The 20,832-nt window shown below is 45.6% G+C and carries 18 protein-coding genes and 1 pseudogene; 14 read left to right on the top strand and 5 right to left on the bottom strand.

The features are described from left to right. The first annotated feature begins 4 nt into the window (after positions 1-4). The 5 genes from R7Z78_RS01985 to R7Z78_RS01965 all read left to right on the top strand — a co-directional run bounded on the left by R7Z78_RS01985 (position 5) and on the right by R7Z78_RS01965 (position 5,079). A complete protein-coding gene (locus R7Z78_RS01985) occupies positions 5-1,039 on the top strand; it encodes a DUF4118 domain-containing protein (RefSeq protein ID WP_054576626.1) in 1,035 nt (344 codons plus the stop codon). Continuing rightward, on the top strand, positions 1,036-1,734 hold the full coding sequence (locus R7Z78_RS01980) for a response regulator transcription factor (RefSeq protein ID WP_054576620.1): 699 nt from the start codon (positions 1,036-1,038) through the stop codon (positions 1,732-1,734). Before R7Z78_RS01985 ends, R7Z78_RS01980 begins: the two co-directional genes overlap by 4 nt. 151 nt (positions 1,735-1,885) lie before the next feature. Continuing rightward, the gene (locus R7Z78_RS01975; RefSeq protein WP_031781004.1) at positions 1,886-2,539 is read left to right on the top strand and encodes a potassium channel family protein; all 654 of its coding nucleotides are present in this window, start codon (positions 1,886-1,888) and stop codon (positions 2,537-2,539) included. Between the two features lies 1 nt (position 2,540). Beyond that, complete coding sequence (locus R7Z78_RS01970) at positions 2,541-3,905, top strand: TrkH family potassium uptake protein (RefSeq protein ID WP_005385895.1); 1,365 nt, start codon at positions 2,541-2,543, stop codon at positions 3,903-3,905. A gap of 247 nt (positions 3,906-4,152) precedes the next feature. Next, entirely contained in the window at positions 4,153-5,079 is a 927-nt protein-coding gene (locus R7Z78_RS01965; RefSeq protein WP_005385892.1) for a LysR substrate-binding domain-containing protein, read from the top strand. 94 nt (positions 5,080-5,173) lie between these two features. Here the strand turns inward: R7Z78_RS01965 and R7Z78_RS01960 are convergent, their stop codons facing one another. After that, positions 5,174-6,910 (bottom strand): BCCT family transporter, encoded by a 1,737-nt coding sequence (locus tag R7Z78_RS01960; protein ID WP_031781003.1) that lies wholly within the window; start codon positions 6,908-6,910, stop codon positions 5,174-5,176. A 319-nt stretch (positions 6,911-7,229) separates the two neighbouring features. Here R7Z78_RS01960 and R7Z78_RS01955 point away from each other — a divergent pair, with 319 nt between their 5' ends. The 6 genes and pseudogenes from R7Z78_RS01955 to R7Z78_RS01930 all read left to right on the top strand — a co-directional run bounded on the left by R7Z78_RS01955 (position 7,230) and on the right by R7Z78_RS01930 (position 13,107). Beyond that, on the top strand, positions 7,230-8,417 hold the full coding sequence (locus R7Z78_RS01955; RefSeq protein WP_005385883.1) for an aromatic ring-hydroxylating oxygenase subunit alpha: 1,188 nt from the start codon (positions 7,230-7,232) through the stop codon (positions 8,415-8,417). 1 nt (position 8,418) lies between these two features. Further along, entirely contained in the window at positions 8,419-9,855 is a 1,437-nt protein-coding gene (locus tag R7Z78_RS01950; RefSeq protein ID WP_005385881.1) for an aldehyde dehydrogenase family protein, read from the top strand. A gap of 142 nt (positions 9,856-9,997) precedes the next feature. Further along, positions 9,998-10,159 (top strand): annotated as a pseudogene (locus tag R7Z78_RS01945) (rubredoxin); the annotation flags it as partial. Beyond that, positions 10,148-11,431 carry an NAD(P)/FAD-dependent oxidoreductase gene (locus tag R7Z78_RS01940; protein ID WP_225452563.1) on the top strand — a complete coding sequence of 428 codons (1,284 nt, stop codon included), beginning with the start codon at positions 10,148-10,150 and terminating at the stop codon, positions 11,429-11,431. The pseudogene R7Z78_RS01945 and the gene R7Z78_RS01940, both read left to right, overlap by 12 nt. Before the next feature lie 12 nt (positions 11,432-11,443). Then, positions 11,444-12,760, top strand: a complete 1,317-nt coding sequence (locus R7Z78_RS01935; protein WP_017821266.1) for an NAD(P)/FAD-dependent oxidoreductase — start codon at positions 11,444-11,446, stop codon at positions 12,758-12,760. Further along, on the top strand, positions 12,757-13,107 hold the full coding sequence (locus R7Z78_RS01930; RefSeq protein ID WP_005375208.1) for an ethanolamine utilization protein EutQ: 351 nt from the start codon (positions 12,757-12,759) through the stop codon (positions 13,105-13,107). The genes R7Z78_RS01935 and R7Z78_RS01930 overlap by 4 nt, the downstream gene beginning before the upstream one ends. 225 nt (positions 13,108-13,332) lie before the next feature. On the opposite strand, the gene azu is transcribed toward R7Z78_RS01930, so the two are convergent. The 4 genes from azu to norR all read right to left on the bottom strand — a co-directional run bounded on the left by azu (position 13,333) and on the right by norR (position 17,488). Next, complete coding sequence (azu, locus tag R7Z78_RS01925) at positions 13,333-13,785, bottom strand: azurin (RefSeq protein ID WP_005375211.1); 453 nt, start codon at positions 13,783-13,785, stop codon at positions 13,333-13,335. 335 nt (positions 13,786-14,120) lie between these two features. Next, positions 14,121-14,771 carry an HAD family hydrolase gene (locus R7Z78_RS01920; RefSeq protein ID WP_017821265.1) on the bottom strand — a complete coding sequence of 217 codons (651 nt, stop codon included), beginning with the start codon at positions 14,769-14,771 and terminating at the stop codon, positions 14,121-14,123. A gap of 267 nt (positions 14,772-15,038) precedes the next feature. After that, positions 15,039-15,557, bottom strand: coding sequence for a hypothetical protein (locus R7Z78_RS01915; protein WP_005375218.1), 519 nt, complete (start codon positions 15,555-15,557; stop codon positions 15,039-15,041). A gap of 398 nt (positions 15,558-15,955) precedes the next feature. Next, a complete protein-coding gene (gene norR, locus R7Z78_RS01910; protein WP_017821264.1) occupies positions 15,956-17,488 on the bottom strand; it encodes a nitric oxide reductase transcriptional regulator NorR in 1,533 nt (510 codons plus the stop codon). Between the two features lie 190 nt (positions 17,489-17,678). Between norR and norV the strand changes: the two genes are divergently transcribed. Genes norV through R7Z78_RS01895 form a run of 3 tightly spaced genes read left to right on the top strand, consistent with a single transcriptional unit; the run spans position 17,679 to position 20,719 of the window. Further along, positions 17,679-19,181 (top strand): anaerobic nitric oxide reductase flavorubredoxin, encoded by a 1,503-nt coding sequence (norV, locus tag R7Z78_RS01905; protein ID WP_104976451.1) that lies wholly within the window; start codon positions 17,679-17,681, stop codon positions 19,179-19,181. Positions 19,182-19,189: 8 nt separating this feature from the next. Beyond that, positions 19,190-20,338 carry an NADH:flavorubredoxin reductase NorW gene (gene norW, locus R7Z78_RS01900; protein WP_104976452.1) on the top strand — a complete coding sequence of 383 codons (1,149 nt, stop codon included), beginning with the start codon at positions 19,190-19,192 and terminating at the stop codon, positions 20,336-20,338. Between the two features lie 42 nt (positions 20,339-20,380). Next, a complete protein-coding gene (locus tag R7Z78_RS01895) occupies positions 20,381-20,719 on the top strand; it encodes a DUF1971 domain-containing protein (protein ID WP_005375231.1) in 339 nt (112 codons plus the stop codon). Positions 20,720-20,832: the final 113 nt, after the last annotated feature.

Here is a 20,832-nt window from a genome sequence, read left to right as displayed (position 1 = left end):
TTTTATGTTTGTTCAATGGCGAGATAACACCTTTCTCTTTTCTACTACCGTGATTGTTGGCGCGGTTGTGGTCTCATGGCTGTTAGACCAACTGTTTGGCTCTACAGCCGCAGTCCTGCTGATTTTACAGTTAGCAGTCGTGGTAGTGGCGTTTCAATGCAACTCGCGATTCGCTTATGCGGCGGCGGTGATCGAAGCGTTGAGCTTCAACTTCTTTTTCACGACGCCTCGTTACTCTTTGCAGATGTTTCGTCCGGAAGACATTTTTAATTTAGTCGTGTTTATGGTGGTGGCATTTATCACCAGCACCTTTGCGGATCTTTATCGTCGCCAGCAGGGAGAATTAAAACAAACCAAGCTGCAAAACAGCATCCTGCTATCGGTGTCCCATGACCTACGCACGCCGTTGGCAACCATTATTGGAACACTGACCACACTCAACGAGTACATGCCCAAGCTCAATGACTTAGAGCGCAAAGAATTGCTCGACAGTGCGACTTCAGAAAGCCACCGCTTGCATCAATATATAGAGAACCTCTTACAGGCGACTAAGCTCCAACACGGCACATTAAAAATTACCAAAAAAGATGAGCCTATTGCGAATATTGTGCGGGATGCGGTTTCTCGTTTGCCGAATTACACCGAGAAAGTATCCATGAATATGGATGATGCCGTTGGCTATTTGTCAGTAAGTCGTTCGCTCATCGAACAAGCGATTTTTAATGTGCTGGATAATGCCATGCGATTTTCACCAGAGAATGAATCTGTCGAGGTTTCACTTTCTAAGCAGGGTTCGTCGTGCGTGATTGATGTTCGGGACATGGGGATTGGCATCAAAGCTGAAGATGCGGAAAAAATATTCAACCTTTTCTATTCCGGTGTGAACAACAAATCGGCCGATTCAGGCACCGGAATGGGACTCGCGGTTGCCAAAGGTATCATCACCGCACACCATGGATATATTCAATCTATGCCAGTATCAGAAGGGACGCTGATCCGCATTCGACTTCCACTCAATCAAGGAGCAGAGCAGGCGTGAGTTACAAAGTTTTAGTTGTGGACGATGAGCCTCGCATTCATACCTTTATTCGAATTTCGCTGTCTGCTGAAGGGTTTGATTACATTGGCGCGAGTACCATTGCAGAAGCCAAAGCGTGTTTCGAAGCGTATTCGCCGCACGTAATTCTGCTAGATTTAGGCTTGCCCGACGGCGATGGGGCGGAGTTTCTCACTACGCTTCGTCAGACGTATAAAACGCCAGTGCTAGTGCTGACAGCTCGCGATCAAGAAGAGGAAAAAATCCGCCTTTTAGAAGCGGGCGCGAATGATTACTTGAGCAAGCCTTTTGGCGTAAAAGAGCTCATCGCGCGCATCAAAGTGCTGGTTCGAGATTTGGTGGATGAGCAAACCGTCGCTGATGAGCTGGTGGCTGGCCGAGTCAAAATCATCAAAAGTACTCACCAATTTTGGTTGGATCAGAGGGAAATTCCACTCACCAAGAAAGAGTTTTCTTTCATTGAACAGTTGATTCTCAAGCCGGGAAAACTCATTGAGCAAACTCATTTGCTAGCGGTGATTTGGGGAAAAAGTCATGTCGAAGACACTCACTACTTACGCGTGTTAGTGAGTCAACTACGCAAAAAACTGAACGATAGTGCTGACGAACAGCGGCTATTAAAAACCGAGCCAGGGCTGGGTTATCGTTTAGTGCTTGAGACGTCCAAGCACTACTAAATTCCAAATTTAATCAACGTTAATGCCAAGGTTTAGTGTTGGTTATCGGCACTCGAACAGGATTCGTGTTGCCTATTTTCCGTGACGGAAAACCAGTCTAACCCTTAACGCATTAGCATTTTCTATACATAAAACACAGTTAGGTATTGATATGGCTCACTTTACAGTAATTGGTCTAGGGCGATTTGGCGTTGCCGCCAGCTTAGAACTTATTCATCTTGGACACACCGTAACGGGGGTGGATAGCGACCCTAAAATCGTCGAAAAATACGTCGAAGAGTTAACGCAAGCGGTCATATGTGACGCAACAGACGAAGGTGCACTCAGAGAGTTAGCGCTAGCGAACAGTGATGTGGTGTTGGTGGCGATTGGCGAAGACATGCAAGCCAGTTTGTTGTGTACGCTGGCGCTGAAAAATCTGGGTGTGAAATCTATTTGGGTCAAAGCGAGCACCAAAGCACACCACACCATCGTGTCTAAGCTTGGTGTACAACGCATTATTCATCCGGAAGAGGAGATGGGCGTAAGAGTCGCGCAGGCACTCAACTATCCGATGGTGAACAACTATTTGGAAATGGGTCATGGTTTGTATGTGGTGGAAATCCACGTTAAATCCAATCTGCACGATACGCCGCTTTCTAAGTTGATCAGCCGAGGCAGTTACAACATTCAGCCTATCTTGGTGAAGCGCGAAGAAGCCGTCTACACCAATATCAATCATGAGTTTGTGCTTAATGAGTTCGACACGCTGTTGCTTTGTGGTAGTCGCGCTGAGCTGAAATACGTCGCTCCAAGGTTGGTGTAACATGGTTTTGTGGCATCCCTCTATTATTCCAATCGAGCGAAAACCCAAAGCGGGCAAAAAATTGTTGGGCGCACCGCCATTAATACTTAGCCTCAGTTTTGCGTGCTTGATCATGCTCGGCACGGTTTTACTCAAACTGCCGATTGCCACCACAGAGCCCATCACTTGGATTCAAAGCCTGTTTACAGCAACATCGGCCATTACGGTGACGGGATTAGTTGTGGTAGACACGGGCACGGCGTTTACGCCTTTTGGGCAAGTGGTTATTGCTTTCCTGATTCAATGTGGTGGCTTAGGTTTGATGACGTTTGCCATCGTGACCTTGCTGGCTCTGGGCGGAAAAATTGGCTTTTTGGAGCGAGCCGTCGCGAGAGAGGCGTTCAACCAAACTGACTCATCGACACTCATTGCCACTGCTAAATCTGTATTGATGTTCGCTCTGCTCGTTGAACTTATTGGTTTCACTATTTTGAGCGTTTATTGGAGTGAAGAGCTGGGCTGGAAAACCAGTTTGTTCCATGGTTTCTTCTACACCATCAGTGCGTTTAACAATGCAGGTTTTGCGTTGAGTGCCGATAGCTTAATGCCTTACGTGGACGACCCGATCGTTAACTTCACCATTACCAGTTTGTTCATTATTGGTGGTTTAGGCTTCTCGGTTTGGATTGACTTAAAACGCAATCGCCGTTGGCACCGACTCACCGTTTACAGTCGAATGATGATCTTAGGCACGGTGAGCATTAACGTGGTGGCACTTATCGCCATTTACCTGATTGAATATGAGAACCCCAATACGCTTGGCCCTTTGAGCGAAGCAGGGAAATGGTGGGCATCGTGGTTTCAAGCGGTGACGCCAAGAACGGCAGGGTTCAACACTTTAGCTATCGATCAGTTGGAAGATGCCACAACGGCGATCATTCTGGTGTTGATGTTTATCGGCGGTGGATCATTGAGTACGGCAAGTGGCATTAAAGTTGTGACATTTATGGTATTGGTCTTGGCAGCTTACAGCTATTTGCGTCGCGATGAAGCAACCTATGCCTTTCAACGCGAGATTCCCAAAGAGACCATCAGCAAGGCATTGGCGCTGACTCTGATCTCGGTGGGGGTGACTTGGTTTGCCATATTCACGCTGTTACTGACAGAGAAAGCGTCTATGTTAGATATTATGTTCGAAGCGGTCTCGGCACTGGGTACGGTTGGGTTATCGCGAGGCTTAACGGGCAGTTTGTCCGAACCAGGTGAGTTAGTGATCATCTTCATGATGTTTATGGGACGATTAGGGCCTCTTACATTAGCGTACTTCTTAGCCAGTCCAAGAAAGAAAAAAGCGCGTTACGCGAGTACTAAACTGGCAATAGGGTAAATGGGCTAACTCGTACAAAGTGAGCAAAAGGCTAGGCAAAAGAGGAGTAACTGCTCCTCTTTTTGTGCTTGTTGTAGCCACGAAACTGTATACGGCAGTCTCTCTCACAACAATTTATGATTCATCTCTATTTTTTATCATTTATAAATTGTCGTTTTTGAGGTGTTGTCCAGAATGGCATTATCCACGTGCAACATAAGATTGCCGGGAATAAAAATAATTACAATACTGCCTTACTGGAAGATACATGAAAATCAAACCCCTCCCACCTTTAAATAGCCTCGTTGCGTTTGAAGCGTCGGCGCGGCACTTGAGTTTTACGTTAGCCGCTGACGAGCTAAACGTGACCCAAGGTGCTATCAGTCGCCAAATTAGACAATTAGAAGAATACTTAGGCAAGGCTATGTTCACGCGAGCCAATCGAAGCATTAATTTAACGCCTACAGGTCTTCAATATTATCAAGCTGTCAGCCAATCTTTGCTCGATATTGCTCAAATCACGGGTGAAGTGAAGAAGTGGCAGGGCGAACAAAAGATCACGGTTGCGACGACAAATGCAATGGCAGCCTTGTGGTTGTTGCCTAAGGTTGCTCAATTTCAAAATGAACATGATGACATCGATATAAGAATATTGGCCTCAGATAATGTGTTGGACTTACGCCGATTAGATTGCGATCTCGCCTTGTTTTATTGTCGCACTCCACCTGCGGAAATGGATGTGACAACGCTATTTTCAGAAGAAGTATTCCCTGTGTGTAGCCCGCTTTATTTAGAGAAAATCGGCCAGCCTAGTGAGCCAGAAGAAATCTTCAATAAAACGTTACTCTATCTGGAGGAGTCTCAAAGAGATTGGGTGAATTGGGAGCAGTGGTTTGCGAGTGTAGGATTGCCAAATATTTCGCCTCGTAATCGCATGAACATCAATAACTATCCAATGCTGTTACAAGCGGCAATTAATGGTCAGGGAATCGCGTTAGCCTGGGGATCATTAGTGGACGACTATTTACAAAGCGGTGCTTTAGTTAGGCCAGTCGAACACGTGCTTTCAACACCTTCCAATTTCTCTATGCTTGAACCTAAAAATAGAGGTTTAATCCCAGCAAGCGTCAAGCGTTTTAGAGAGTGGCTTTTGCAACAGTTGCCAGATGAGGTGGGTGATCGAGGTTTAGCCTAAATCAATAAGCAGAGAAAATAACAGAGTTTGGTCATGTTAAAAAAGCGGGAGTACCAGTTCCCGCTTTGTTTTAATTGATTGATGAAACGACGCACTAACTTAGTACTGGTCCCTGATTGAGTGTGGAATCACTTTTTTGTGAGGATCTTGAAGCGATAGGCTCGGAAGCCACTGTTTTGCTTTCAACAAGCGGTTCAACAGGACCATCAAGTTTCTCTTGCTCTGGGTGAACATGCTCAGGCAGCATTGCCCATGGCTTAGGTTCACGTCGAATACTATGAAACAGCGTTAAGCTCATCACCGCGATAAAAATGGCGATAGGGAAACCGGCAATAATGGAGGCCGTTTGCATTGCTTTTAACCCTCCAGCGTATAGAAGTACTCCCGCAATGGCTGCGATCATGATCCCCCACAATACGCGTATAGAGGTAGGAGGCTCACTGTGCCCAGCGGCATCGAGGGTACATAGAACCAAGGTACCCGAGTCTGCGGAGGTAATGAAATAAGTACCGAGCAATAGACACGCAAGTACGCTAAGTAGTTTACCAAACATACCTGTATCTAGATTGTCGAATAGCGTAAACAAAGCGCGTGTCGTATCGGCTTTAGTCGCTTCAAGAATCGGGCCGCCAGAAAAATCCGCAAGTGGTGTTTGTTTGGCTTCTTGTGCCGCAGTGACTTGCTCTTGATGAGCAACACGAGCGTCTTGCTCTACCTTCAACGCTGCACCACCAAATACTGAAATCCATAAGAACGTGATCAGCGTGGGTACGATGAGAGCACCGCCGATAAGTTCACGTATTGTGCGTCCTTTAGAGATACGAGCCACAAACATGCCAACGAAAGGTGCCCAAGTCATCCACCAAGGCCAGTAATAAGCCGTCCACCAGTTTTGCCAGCCAGAGTCATTCTGTGCATCGCTCCATAAGCTCATACCGACAATGTTTTGTGCATAAAGCCCCGTACTTTCGAGTAGCGTATTTAAGATATAGCGAGTTGGACCAATGTAAAGTACGACTAGCACGAGTGCGAGTGAAAGCAGCATGTTCCATTCTGATAAACGGCGAATACCTTTTCCTACACCAGATAGCACCGACGCAACCGCACAAGTACAAAGGGAAACGATAATAAAGAGTTGAATCCCCAAACTAATGTCTAGACCAAAGGCTTGATTCAAACCAGAGTTTATTTGGATAACTCCCATCCCTAAGGTTTGAGAGATGCCGAAAGCAGTCACCGCGACTGTTAGGATATCAACCGTGTGTCCGATAGGCCCATAAATACGATCGCCAATCAAAGGGTACAAGATAGAGCGTAGGGTAAAAGGCAGATCTTTACGGTAGGAAAAGTAAGCTAATGCGAGTGCAACAATGATAAAGACAGACCAAGGATGTAGACCCCAGTGAAAGAATGTCAGTTTCATTGATGTTGTTGCGGCTTCATTGGTCAGGCCTTGAGTAAATGGGTTGTCAGCGTAATGCCACATCGGTTCGGCGACCGACCAGAAAATCAAGCCTATCCCCATGCCTCCGGAAAAAAGCATGGATACCCAAGACAAATAACTAAACTCTGGTTTTTCGTCATCTTTACTCAAACGAATATGCCCATATCGACTAACCATAAGGTAAAGAAGAAAACCGACAACGAGTGAAACAAGTCCGATGTAAAACCACTTCATATTCTGTAGCAAAATGCCGGAAATCGTTTCGAAGTATTGGCCCGCTTGATTGGCGAGAATGGCGCAGAAAAGTACAAAACCGATAACGACGATCTTTGATGCGATTGTCACAGTCGGATTGAGTCCTTTCAATATCCCAGATGTTGCTCTCATAGGCATCCCTCACAGTGCGTTTGTTTTAGCGTTATTGTTTGTTGCGTTATTGTTAATTTTTGAAAGAGAGTAGAGAGAGGGCTTTTGTGTTTCAACTGATTAATACTCATCGGTTAATGAGTATTAATCATGACAAGAAGATCATTGTTAATTAAAAGGTTATTTTTTTGTTCGAGATCAATGCATGAATGACAAAAACTCATCCAAGCCCGGCGAAAAAGTCGTTTGTTTGTTGCCGGGTTGTTAATCAAAATCATCTCCATTAACACAACACGATGTTGTACGCACTGGATGCAACTCGACTCTCGGAGATAAGAATATGAGCAATGTCAACCAAACCATTATTCCTGTTGAACTTGTTGATAATGTACTGAACCCAATCAGTGAAGCAACAGGAATGCCGAATCAGGCCTACACCAGCGAAGAGTATTTTACTTTTGAGCGTGATCAGGTGTTTGGTAACACTTGGGTATGTATTGGTTTTGCATCAGACCTGCTTAAAAATGGTTATGTAATGCCACTTGATTTCATGAATCTTCCACTACTCATGATGAGAAATCGTCAAGGTGAAGTCCAAGTTTTCCACAACGTATGTAGTCATCGTGGTATGAAGCTGGTGCATGAGGCAGGCGAAGTTCAAGGCATGATTCGTTGTCCTTACCATTCATGGACGTACGATCTTGACGGCAATCTAAAAGGCACACCACACATTGGTGGTATCGCAAAACACAAAGATGACCGATTTAAGTGTGAAAAACATGGCCTTAAGCCACTTCGTTCAGCCGTTTGGATGGACATGGTATTCGTCAACTTATCGGGCAATGCAGAAAGCTTTGAAGAGCATATCGCGCCGCTAGAGCAACGTTGGCAGCAGTTCTTAGGTGAAGATGGGTTAGGTCTTCTTCGCCGCGTGAACATGGGTGGCAACTTAGAGATCGAAGTAAAAAGTAACTGGAAGCTTGCCGTAGAAAACTACTGTGAGGCTTACCACTTACCTTGGGTGCACCCGAGTTTGAACAGTTATTCTCGCCTAGAGGATCACTACAACATCATGTTTGCAGAGCGCTTTGCTGGTCAAGGTAGTCTCGCGTACAACCTCTCTGATACAGCAGGAACACACTTACCTAAATTTCCAAGCTGGCCAGAAGATAAACTGCGTCATGCAGAATACGTTGCACTCTTTCCAAACGTGTTGCTTGGTATTCAAGCCGATCATGCCTTTGCAATGATGATTGAACCAATCACTGCGAATAAAAGTGTTGAGCACCTACGTGTTTTCTATGTGGGTGATGAAGCAACGAAAGATGAGTTCGCTGCGTGCCGTACTGCTACCGTTGAGTCATGGCGAGTCGTATTCGGCGAAGATATTGGAGCGGTCGAGGGCATGCAGGAAGGTCGTTACTCACCTGGCTTTGGTGGTGGTGTGTTCTCACCAGAAATGGATGTTCCGACGCATTTCTTTCAAACCTGGTTGGCAAAGCAAGTGAAAGCAGCACTGGAGCAGTAATATGATGCATTACCTTAATTATATTGATGGTGAGTGGTGCGATTCAGAGCAAGCGCTGACCGTCATGAACCCTGGCACAGCCGAAGCGTATGCGACGGTTGCAGAAGCCACTATCACCGATGCAGATCGCGCAATGGCAGCGGCACGTCGAGTAGTCAATCAAGGCGTTCTTTCGGACGTTCGTCCAGCCGTCAGAACCGAGTGGATGTTAAAAGCCGCCGCGGCTATTCGTGAAATGGTTGATGAAGGTGGGCTAGTTGCCTGCCGTGAAAATGGGAAATCTTTGCAAGATGCCAAAGATGAGTTTTTAGAATCGGCACGTTACTTCGAATACTACGCTGGCATGGCCGACAAGCTGGAAGGCACGTCAATTCCGTTGGGTAAAGATTATGTCGATTTCACCCAATATGTGCCGTTTGGTGTGTCAGTGCAGATTGTGCCGTGGAATTTCCCAGTTTCTATTTGTGCACGCTCATTAGCACCTGCATTAGCTGCTGGTAACGCAGTGGTGATCAAATCGCCAGAGATTTCCCCACTCGCTATGACGTTGTTGATTAAAGCGATTGAAAAAGCGGGCTTCCCAAAAGGCGCGATTAACTTGCTATGTGGCAAAGGCTCCGTAGTTGGCAGCCACTTGGTGCAGCATCAAGACGTTGATCAAATTGTCTTTACAGGTTCTGTGCCGACCGGCCAACGCATACTGAAAGATTCAGCGCAACGCGCCACACCATCTGTGATGGAGCTGGGTGGTAAATCGGCCGCTATCGCACTGAAAGATGTGAGTCTCGAAACGCTTTTACAAAGCGTTCAAGTCGGTATTTTCTTTAACGCTGGTCAAGTTTGTTCGGCAATGTCTCGTTTGCTAATTCAAAAAGAGCGTTATGAAGAAGTAAAAGCGGCGGTAGTGAAAATGGCGCAAGACCTAACCATTGGTCAAGGTGAAAGCCAGCCGGATATAACACCGTTGGTATCGGCTGATCAACAAGCGCGCGTGCTTGAAATGATAGAACAAGCAAAAGCCGACGGCGCGAACATCCTAACGGGTGGCTACGCCCCTGATTTGTCGGGTTACTTTGTGGCACCGACGGTGATTGAAGCCTCACCAGATATGCGTATTGCTCAAGAAGAAGTGTTTGGTCCTGTACTGGTAATTACGCCGTTTGAAACCGAGCAAGAGGCCGTTGAAATCGCGAATGGCACCGATTTTGGCCTAGTCGCTGGTGTCTTTGGTGAAAGCCTAAACCAAACATTGCGTGTGGCACAGCAACTGCGTGGTGGACAAGTGTTCATCAATGAATGGTTTGCTGGTGGCATCGAAACACCATTTGGTGGCGTGGGCTTGTCCGGGTTTGGGCGAGAAAAAGGACAAGAAGCGATTTATAGCTACGTCCAGACACGCAATATTGCCATTCGTTTGCAGCAAGACAGCAACGTATAGCTACCGTGTAACTGTATTTTCATCACCTCGTACCGGCTTGGATTTCAGACCACAAGCTAGGGCGAGGTTGATGGAATCACAACAAATCTGACAGCGGTTTGTAAACACGGAAATTCTGAACAAGGTAGTTGGAGTATAAGTGATGAGAAAGTGGCTCTGTATTATTTGCGGCTTAATCTATGATGAAGCACAAGGTTGGCCATCCGATGGTATTGCACCAGGAACAGCATGGGAAGATGTACCGGATGACTGGTTATGTCCTGACTGTTTAGTGGGTAAGGCCGATTTTGAAATGATCGAAATCACCGACGATGCGCCACTAGAAGAGGTTGCAGCGGTGTCTTCGGCGTCGGTAGAAGCGTCTGTTCAGCCAAATACTGCTCAGCCTCTTCCATCTGAAGTTACTCAACCTGTATTCTCAAATGACCCTATCGTTATCATCGGTAGTGGCCACAGTGGTTACCAGTTGGCGGCGGCACTTAGAGCGCAATCTGAGACGGTTCCGATCACTGTCTTTACCGCTGATGATGGCGCTTTGTACAGCAAACCAGCATTGTCTAATGCACTGGTCATGAATAAAGACGGCGACGCGCTACAAAGTGAGAGCGCGTTGGAGTGGGAAAGCCGTCTCAATATCCGAGTTTACCCGCATACCCGTGTTGAACAGATCGATCGTGCCAATTCAACGTTACATACCTCCATCGGTAAATACGCCTACAGCCGCTTGGTACTGGCAACAGGTGCATCACCGATTGAAATCCCAATTGAGGGCGATCGCTCTTGGGTTATGAGTGTGAACGACTTAGTTGATTACCGCCGATTCAGAGCGGAGCTGCAAGACAAAAAGCGCATCGCGATCCTAGGTGATGGCTTAATTGGCTGTGAGTTCGCAAATGATCTGATCGAAAGCGGTTATGAAGTAACAGTTATCGGGTTGGGTCAATGGCCAATGGAGCGTTTGATCCCGCAACAGTTGGGTGAATCATTACAAAGCGCACTTGCCGATCGAGGCGTGCAATGGGCTCTACAAGACAGTATCGCCAGAATCGAGCCAAGGTCCGAATCAAGCGCGGTTTTGCATCTAAACAGTGGCAAGCAGATTGAAGCAGACCTAGTGCTAAGCGCGGTTGGACTCAAGCCAAATGTTTCTCTGGCTGAGCGCGCGGGGCTTGAAGTAGGCCGGGGCATTAAAGTGAATCAATTCGGCCAGACGAGTGATGAGAATATTTACTCGCTAGGTGATTGTGTTGAAACTGATCACGGGTGGCAGCCCTATATTGCGCCGATTAATCAAATGATCCCTTCTGTAGCGAAAAGCTTGCTAGGCGATGTCGCCCCTATCTCGTTAACACCAACTCCAGTGATTGTAAAAACGCCGATTCTTCCACTCACGATTTTCCCGGTAGCCGCTGAAGAACAGGGACAATGGTACATTGAGAACCAAGCAGATGAATTGACCGCTGCGTTTTATTCACCAGAAGGAGCAATGCTCGGTTTTGCGTTGCTAGGAAGAAAAGTACAGTCATTACGCGGCCCTTGGCTAGATCAATTGTCATTGAAACTGTCAGCAGCGTAGCGGAGAAAAAAGATGATTCATTTACCCAATGATGACGTGACGTGTGGTTGGTACCATGCGTTGCCAAGTATTCCAGAAAAATCGGCGTTAAAAGGTAAACAAAGTGCTGACTATGCCGTGTTAGGTGCCGGTTTCGCAGGCCTAGCTATGGCAAGACGTTTAGCTGAACTTATGCCTAATGCACGAATTATACTGATTGATGCGCAACGTATCGGCCAAGGGGCTTCAGGAAGAAATTCGGGCTTTGTTATCGATTTGCCTCATAAGTTTTCACTTGAGCATCCCGACCCTGAGCACAAACAAAAGTTATTGTCGCTCAACCGTTCTGCGATTGCTCAGCTAGACACTTTAGTGTCGAAGCACAGTATTTCTTGTCAGTGGTCAGCAAAGGGCAAATATCAAGGAGCCGTAGGGGCGCGCGGTGAAGCATATCTCGATCACTTTGAACACCTAATGAAAGACCTTAGCGAACCATACTTCCATGTTAATGGCAGTGAGCTGGCGAAAGTCTTGGGAACCAACTACTACAGCCGCGCAATTTACACGCCAGGTGGTTATTTAATGCAACCTGCTGCTTTGGTGCGTGGACTAGGGGAAAGCCTTCCAGAGAACGTCGAGGTGTTAGAGAACTCGCCAATCCGCAAGCTCAGTAAAGAAAACGGTTGCTGGGTATTACATGGAGATAGTGGCTCTGTTGAAACCCCTGAACTGCTGCTTGGGACCAGCATTTTTACTCGGGAGTTTGGTTATCTTAAAAACAGACTACTTCCAGTGATGACGTTTGCAAGCTGGACGCGTCCATTGACCGACGCAGAAATGCAACGATACGGAGGTGAGCTGAATTGGGGGTTAACTCCAGCTGATCATGCGGGAACGACGTTACGTATGACCGCCGATCGACGTATTTTGATCCGCAATACTTACAAACACGTGCCGAAATATGGCTCAAGCATGAACGATAAAGCCAGAGAACAAATTCGCGAAGATCATCGTCAGGTCTTTCTGGCGCGTTATCCCGAGCTGGCCGACGTACCATTTACTCACACATGGGGTGGGGTGTATGCCATCTCTCGTAACTTTACTAACTTTTTCGGTCAATTAGATGAAGGTGTTTATGCCAGCGCTTGTGACAATGGTGTTGGTGCTGCGTGGGGAACCATTTCTGGAACACTGTTAGCTGACTATGTCGTTGGTGCGACATCTAAATCATTGGATGACATACAGCAAGTGACAGGAATGCCTTGTTTGAATCCGCCAGAGCCTTTTTTAGGTTTGGGAGTAAAAACGCGTATCCAATTAGCAAAATGGCAAAGCCGGAGTGAATTATGAAGCAAGTCAAACTTGTTGATAGTAAAAGTCTAGATTTCAATGTTCGTGGTGATACGCCGGGAATGGCGTATGTTGCCAGGGCGTTAAGCCCAGAAATTTCACCAAACATTGGCGTAGGCTTTGCTAAATGGGAAGGCGCTAAAGTGGCTTGGACAGTGCTTTATGATGAAGTTATTTTCGTGATTGAAGGCTGTTTCGAGCTGACCGCAAATGGTGAAACACATTTTGTGCACCCAGGTCAGATGCTGTGGATACCGGAAGGAACTGAATTGGTTTATGGTGGGCATGCTCTGTTCGGCTATGTGGTTCATCCAGGAAACTGGAAAGAGTTACATGGTATTGAATGACTTTTATCATTTAGTAGTGTTACGGAAAGGCAAAATAAAAATCCGATTTTTACCCATGAGTTTTCGTAAAAGAACTTAATCTCAATGGAGCAAGGGTTTCTTACTTGCTATGTTTCTTGGTCACGTTTCCAGACGTGTTAGACCTTCTCAATTGCTATTTTATCTATCAAAAAGGGAAGCCTTGGCTTCCCTATAATGAGTCTTCTTTTGGCTTGGCTAAATCTTTTATTTTAGCTCAAATTTACCCTGCATGATTGCCCAGTGACCCGGGAACGAACAGAAGAATGAATAGTCACCGCCGGCTTTCATTTTCTCAGTACTGAACGTAATGCTGGTGCTTTCACCGCCACCAATTACTTTTGTGTGAGCGTAGACGCGATCATCGTTTGGTTTTACGTAGTTATTTTCTGCTCCAGCTGCCATGCCATCAGTACCGACTGCTTGTAGGTTGGCTGTGTCAGAGATGACCACGTTGTGACCCATCGATTGCGCTGGCATCTTACCTGTGTGATTCAGCGTCAGTTTTACCTCTTTACAAGTGGCTGGTACGCTCAATGTTTTAGTAGAAAACTGCATCATATCGTTAGCATCTAATGACACTTCACACTCGGCACTGGCTTGGGCACCAAAGCTCATTCCGACTAATGCGAAGGTTGTTGCTAATAAACGTAAAGACATATAACACTCTCCATTTTGTATTTTAGGCTGACTTGGATTGATCTTATCCAATAGTTCTCATTATCAGCCAATTTTCACTCCAAAAACGTGCTTCAATCGGTATATTGACGTTTTGTTGCAAGCTTGTACTGGTCAGTTCCGCTATTTGATCACTCAAATACCTTATTTCATGCGATTGCGTGAGTTAAATCAAAAATCGTGATGAACCAGAGTTAAGGTGAAATTAATCTCGCTAAACGGGTGGAAGAATCGTTTGGTTTTAAGGTATTGGAGAGGTTTCGAGAAAGAAGCTCAGCTAAATTGCTGAGCTTCTATAGAACAGACGACAAGTAAACCTAGCGAGTTTGCTTTAACGTGTGCAACACATCATGCAGTGAAGGTGCGACAGTATGGCCTAATTGCTTTATTTCGTCACAAGGCTCAACCAAATCAGGGATTTGATAAGTGATCATGTTCGCTGCTACCGCAGCACGCACGCCATTATTTGAATCTTCAAAGGCGAGACATTTGATTGGATCTACGCTTAGACGACTTGCTGCAAGCAGGTAGATCTCTGGATCAGGTTTGCCGTGTGACACTTCACAGCCCGTCGTTAAGTTGTCGAAATACTTGCTTAGGCCCGCTAATTCCAACTTCTTCTGTGCCACTTCTTTTGCTGTAGAAGTGGCGACTGCAATTGGCAATCCTTGGCCTTTCAACCACTCAAGCAGCTCAATCACCCCTTCTTTTACCGGTATCGCTTGGTGCTTAACCACAGCGTCGTAACGGTCGCGCCACTCTTGGTGTAAGCGGTCAAGATCATCCCCATAAGCTTTACGAAAAATCACTTCAATGCCCGCTGCATTGCGACCAATGATTGAAAGGTAAACATCTTTATAGAAGGGTAGGTTCTGGGCTTCACATGCTTCTTGGAAAATATGCATACAGACGCGCTCAGTATCAAGGAGCAAACCATCCATATCAAAAATAGCAGCTTGGTAGTTCATTACATTAAGACTTTTTGGTTGGGATGGCGCATTTTGACACAAGCAGATCGGTTTTTCTTCTAAAAATTAGAACTTGATTTTGATCCTATGAGTTCACATTGCCTCTGAACACACTATACACAGAGTCTATAAATTAGGTGTGAAATATAATGTTTTTAAAATTATAAAATTCAGTTAAATAGATAAAACTCTATCTTAATATAAGCTAGAGTTTTATTAATATTCTATTGTTATTTTAACTATTGGATAATTTATTAATAGTTAAAATTAATAATAAAATAATACCAAATCACGATTGTTTACGACTGCATGAGTGTACCAGCTCTTGACTTCAGATATTTGTTGCTCTGATAAGCCTCCGAAGTCAACGTTATCTTGGTGAATATCTTGATTTTTTATCATAAAAACAACAGGGAAATCGTCAGGGAATGGGAATTTTATAGGATAATCGGTATTAGTGAATGGAATATCGCAGAAATCGTTTACATCGCAAGGATACCAAGAGTTATTGGATAAGTAATAACCAGTTATCTTACATATAGCTTCAAGCAAGTAAGCATAGGCGTAACCCAAGTGACTGTATTTTATCTCTTCAGACAACATTTGCATAAGAAGCTCTTCAGCTCGGATGCTTTCGCCACTACTTTCCAGCATTTCATTAATCACTTTAAAGGAGTCTTGACACCTTTCCATGATGGCTTTTTCTAGCTCTGGATTACGCTCATTCTTTAGTACGTTAAAAACCTTTTCAGTATCTAATGAATATACTGTCGCCCCATATCCCATATTTTTATTCTCCTCACTTTTATACAGTTAAATTCATTTAAGTGTTTTTATCGAAGGGATTATATTTTGATGTTTTTTGAAGGTAAAGTGTATACATAGAGGTTGTATTTATTATGATGAACTTTGAAAGTTTAGATTCTTAAAATAAATACTATATATTTAATTTTATTAGATCTGGCTCATAAAAATACCTTAACTATTATTGTGTTTATTGTTAAGGGTTATTAAATCTGTGAGGTGGTTCAAGACAATAAAATTTAGAAGAAAATACCGTCAAACTTAGGTGGCTATTCTATCTGAGCACTCAGCTCACTACTTATAGTGGGCTGAGTGAGCGGTTGGGCATCGGCTCTTTATTTGGCGATGAATATGCCATATTAGGTGATATTCGTTAGTGTCTATTTTATCCCCAGCCGTTTTGCTAATCGGTGCAAATTGCCGTTATCTAATTCAAGCTGACGTGCCGTTGCTGCCCAGTTGCCTTGGTTTTTTTCCAGAGCTCGAACAATCATCGCTTTTTGGAAGGCGTCTGTGGCAGGCTTTAATCCGCCTTCTGGTAGCTCAAGCCGAGATTTTTGTTCCGTTTTTTCAACGTTCTTGATGTTCTGATTCGGCGTTCGAATATCAAAATCTTGCTCAACTAACTCAATGTCCATGGCGTGAGTACGCGCCTTTGCCAAAACACCAGCACGTTTAATGACATGTTCAAGCTCTCGCACGTTGCCTGGCCATGAATAGTCTTTAAGTGCCAGCACCAAAGCAGGAGACAAACGAATGCTGTTTAATCCCAATTTGCTTCTTAAGCGTTCGGCGAAAAAGCCTGCGAGTAATACCACATCGTCTTCACGTTCACGAAGAGGTGGAACATGAAGCGGGAAGACACTTAAACGATGATACAAGTCGGCTCGGAAGCGACCAGCAGTCACTTCTTCATGCAATATGCGGTTAGTGGCGGCGACAATGCGTGTGTTGACTCGAATATGACGGTCATCACCCACACGTTGAATGTCGCCGTATTGTAGAGCTCGAAGTAACTTGGCTTGCAGCTCTAACGACAGTTCGCCGACTTCATCCAAAAACAGTGTGCCGCCGTCGGCTTGTTCGAACTTACCCTTACGATTACTGATTGCGCCTGTGAATGCGCCTTTGATATGGCCGAACAACTCGCTTTCCGCGACTGACTCCGGCAGCGCCGCACAGTTGAGGTAAACCAAAGTATTGCTAGAGCGGCTAGAACGATGGTGAATAGCGCTAGCAACCAACTCTTTACCTACGCCCGTTTCTCCCATCACCAGCACAGACAATTCCGTATCGGCGACTGCATCAATCTGCTCTTGAAGATTCTTCATACCCTGAGAGTTGCCAATGATTTCATTACTTAAGGTGCGCTTCTCGGCGTAAGAATCACGTGGCAGGCTCGCTTGTGTCTCTAGTTGTTCTAGTAGGAGTGCAGTGTGTAGGCCACCTGCTGCCAACGCGCTGACAAAACGTAACTCTTGGTTGCGTAGCCCATCAAATTGGTTGGGGTCGAAGGCGTCAATCGTAATAGCACCAATCAGTTGATCGTCGATCAGCAAAGGCAAACCAATGCAAGAATGGACATGCAGTTTGTCATCGTGGTTTGGAATCAAGCCATCGTATGGATCAGGTAAGTCGCTGTCGGAGGGAAAGCGCACGATATCGCCTGCTCGGGCAATGGCTTCTAATCTTGGGTGCTGCTCAATGGAGAAACGGCGTCCAAGGACCTCTTTCGCCAATCCATTGATCGCTAAAGGTTTAAAGTGCTGGTCTTCATACAAAAGAAGGGCAGAAGAGTCACACTTCAATACCTCTCGAATCGTGGTTAATAACGTGTCAAAGCGAGCTTGTTGAGTGAGCGCCGAGTTAAGGTCTTGCGTGATGTGTAGCCATTGCGCGATTAAAGAAGTCATAGCCAATACCGATTGTGTCAATATGACTATTGTAGTGTCTTAATGACAATTTTCAACTGTGTCCAAATGACACTTATCAAAGTTGGATTTTAATTAAGATATTGAAACATATAGTAATAAAAAGTTGGCATGCCCAGTGCAATACAAGAAGAAATTATTTTTGTTTATCCCGTCATTCAAGGTAGTAATTATGACAATTCACGTAAAAAACAACATCCACTGGGTAGGTCAACGCGATTGGGAAGTTCAAGACTTCCACGGTACAGAATACAAAATGACAAAAGGTACCAGCTACAACAGTTATCTAATTCGTGAAGAGAAAACCGTATTGATTGATACGGTCGATCATCGATTCAGTCAACAATTCATCCAAAATTTAGAGATGGAAATCGACCTTAAGTCTATCGACTTTATCGTGGTAAACCATGCAGAAGAAGATCACTCAGGTGCATTGTCGGCATTGATGGAGAAGATTCCGAACACGCCAATTTACTGTACAGAAGCGGCGATTGATTCGATTGTGGGTCATCACCACCATCCTGAGTGGAACTTCAAAACCGTAAAAACAGGCGACAGCATTGATGTTGGCAACGGTAAGCAATTGGTGTTCGTGGAAGCGCCGATGCTGCATTGGCCAGACAGCATGATGACTTACCTAACTGGCGATGCAGTGTTATTCAGTAACGACGCATTTGGTCAGCACTACTGCGATGAACGTTTGTTCAATGATGAAGTGGATCAAAATGAGTTGATGGAACAGTGTTTGCGTTACTACTCAAACATCCTAACGCCATTCAGCAGCTTGGTAACCGCTAAAATCAAAGAAGTGCTGAGCTTTAATTTGCCTGTTGACATGATCGCAACGTCACACGGTATTGTATGGCGCGATAATCCGGTTCAAATCATCGAGCAATACTTAGCGTGGGCAGACAATTATCAAGAAGATCGCATTACGATTTTCTACGATTCTATGTCAAACAACACCCGAATGATGGCCGATGCAATCGCGCAAGGCATTCACGATGTCGACCCTAGTGTGGCGGTCAAAGTCTTTAATGTCTCTAAGCATGATAAGAATGAAATTCTCGCCAATGTATTCCGCTCAAAAGGCATCTTGGTTGGTTCGTCTACCATGAATAACGTCATGATGCCGAAGATCGCTGGCATGCTAGAAGAAATTACCGGTCTGCGCTTTAAAGCGAAAAAGGCCGCTGCATTCGGTAGCTACGGGTGGAATGGTGGCGCGGTGGATCGTATCCATGCTCGATTGACTGACGCAGGTTTTGAAACCGCAGTGAGCTTGAAAACCAAATGGCGACCAGATGGTAAAGCGATGCGTGAATGTCGCGAACATGGTCAGAACATCGCAAAATTGTGGGCAAAGCATGACCTGACAAGTCCTGTTATTTCTCCTGCGATTACTGCATCTGTACCACAAGTTCAATCACAACCCGTTGCGCCAGTGACAACACAAGCGGTAGTCGATGCTGCTCCTAGCAACCCTAGTACTGAGGCGCATCCCGCAGATTGTCAATGCATGGTTTGTACGGTTTGTAATTGGGTATACGACCCAGCTAAAGGCGAGCCTAACCAAGGTGTTGAACCGGGTACAGCTTGGTCGGAAGTGCCAGATTACTTCTTGTGCCCAGAATGCCATTTAGGTAAAGACGTTTTCGTTGAATACAACGGTTAGGAGGGAATATGCAAGCACCTATTGTGATTATTGGTAGCGGCTTTGCGGCTTACCAATTGGTGAAAACAGTGCGTCGAATGGACGCACATATTCCGCTGCAAGTGTTTACTGCTGATGACGGCGCGGAATACAACAAGCCTGATTTGAGTCATGTATTCAGCAACAAGCAAACCGCCCAAGACTTAGTGGTTAAAAGTGGTGAGGCGTTCGCACAGGAACACAACATCGAACTGTTCGCCCATACCATGATTGAGCATGTCGACGTGCAAGCCCAGCAAGTGGTAGCCAACGGCCAAACCTATTCTTACTCCAAACTGGTGTTTGCGACAGGCGCGAAAGCCTTTGTGCCGCCAATATCTGGCGATGCAGCACCTGAGGTGATAACGCTGAACTCGCTACAAGAATATCAATTAGCGGAAGAGCAAATTAGCCGCGCGGAACGAATTCTAGTAATGGGTGGTGGTTTGATCGGCGTCGAGATCGCCATGGATCTCGCAACCAGTGGTAAAGCCGTTACGGTGGTTGAGCCAAATCCCCGTTTGCTCGCTAACTTGATTCCTGAATTTGTTGCATTGCCGCTGGAGAATCAACTTAAGCAGCAAGGTATTCAACTTGCCTTAGAGACTGGAGTTGTCGCGATCAATCACTCGGATGATTCGCTGGTGGCAAGCTTGAGCAAAGGTAAAGCAATCGAAGCCGATGTAGTGATTTCAGCTGCGGGTTTACGTGCTAACACTTGGTTAGCGAAGGCTTGTGGGTTGAGTGTCAATAAAGGCATCGAGGTGGACGCTCGATTACAGACATCAGCAGCCAATGTGTTCGCATTAGGCGATTGTGCTGAGATCCAAGGTCGAATGATGCCGTACCTCCAACCGATCGTGCTAAGTGCCAATGCTTTGGGCAAACAACTACTGGGGCAAGAAGCAGAGTTGAAACTACCGCCTATGATGGTAAAGGTCAAAACGCCGAGCTACCCAATTCAATTGGCAGGCGATTTTAGTTCGGTGACGAACTGGAGCGTGCAGATTTCTCAAACTGGCATTGCCGCGAAAGCAGAAGATGAAAATAGCCGACTCATGGGCTTCGTCGTGACGGGAGAACAAGTTACGCAAGCATTTCCATTGCTTCGAGAGTTGTCTCAAGCCGCTCAGGCTTAACCGATTTTAACGAAAAGAATTGTAATTAGAGAGGGTATCATTATGTCGCATCTAAGAATTCCTAAAGACTGGACTGTTCAACGTTCAACGCCTTTCTTCACTAAAGACAATGTGCCACCAGCGCTACTGACTCATCACAATACCGCTGAGGGAGTGTTTGGACAGCTTTGCGTCATGGAAGGGCAAGTGACTTACTACGGCTTTGCTGATGAAAATGCCACAGAAGCAGAAGTAGTGGTGGTGATTAATGCAGGCCAGTTTGCTACAAGTCCACCGCAGTACTGGCACCGCATTGAGATGAGCGATGATGCTCAGTTCAACATCAATTTCTGGTCGAACAAGGACAAGAGTGGGCAAGCGATGTTCCATGCTAAGCAGTAGTGAACCTATGTAAGTGCTTTGACTGTTACGCTAATCGTCAAGTAAAGGGGTGTAGAAGGCGCAATAAACGGACTGCAATGCAGGATCATCGAGACCGAGGAAAGAGAAATCAC

The sequence above is a fragment of the Vibrio sp. 1167 genome (assembly GCF_033340375.1).
Lineage (GTDB): Bacteria > Pseudomonadota > Gammaproteobacteria > Enterobacterales > Vibrionaceae > Vibrio > Vibrio alginolyticus.
The sequence above is the reverse complement of the archived record's forward strand: the minus strand, read 5'-3'. Positions and strand labels throughout refer to the sequence as shown.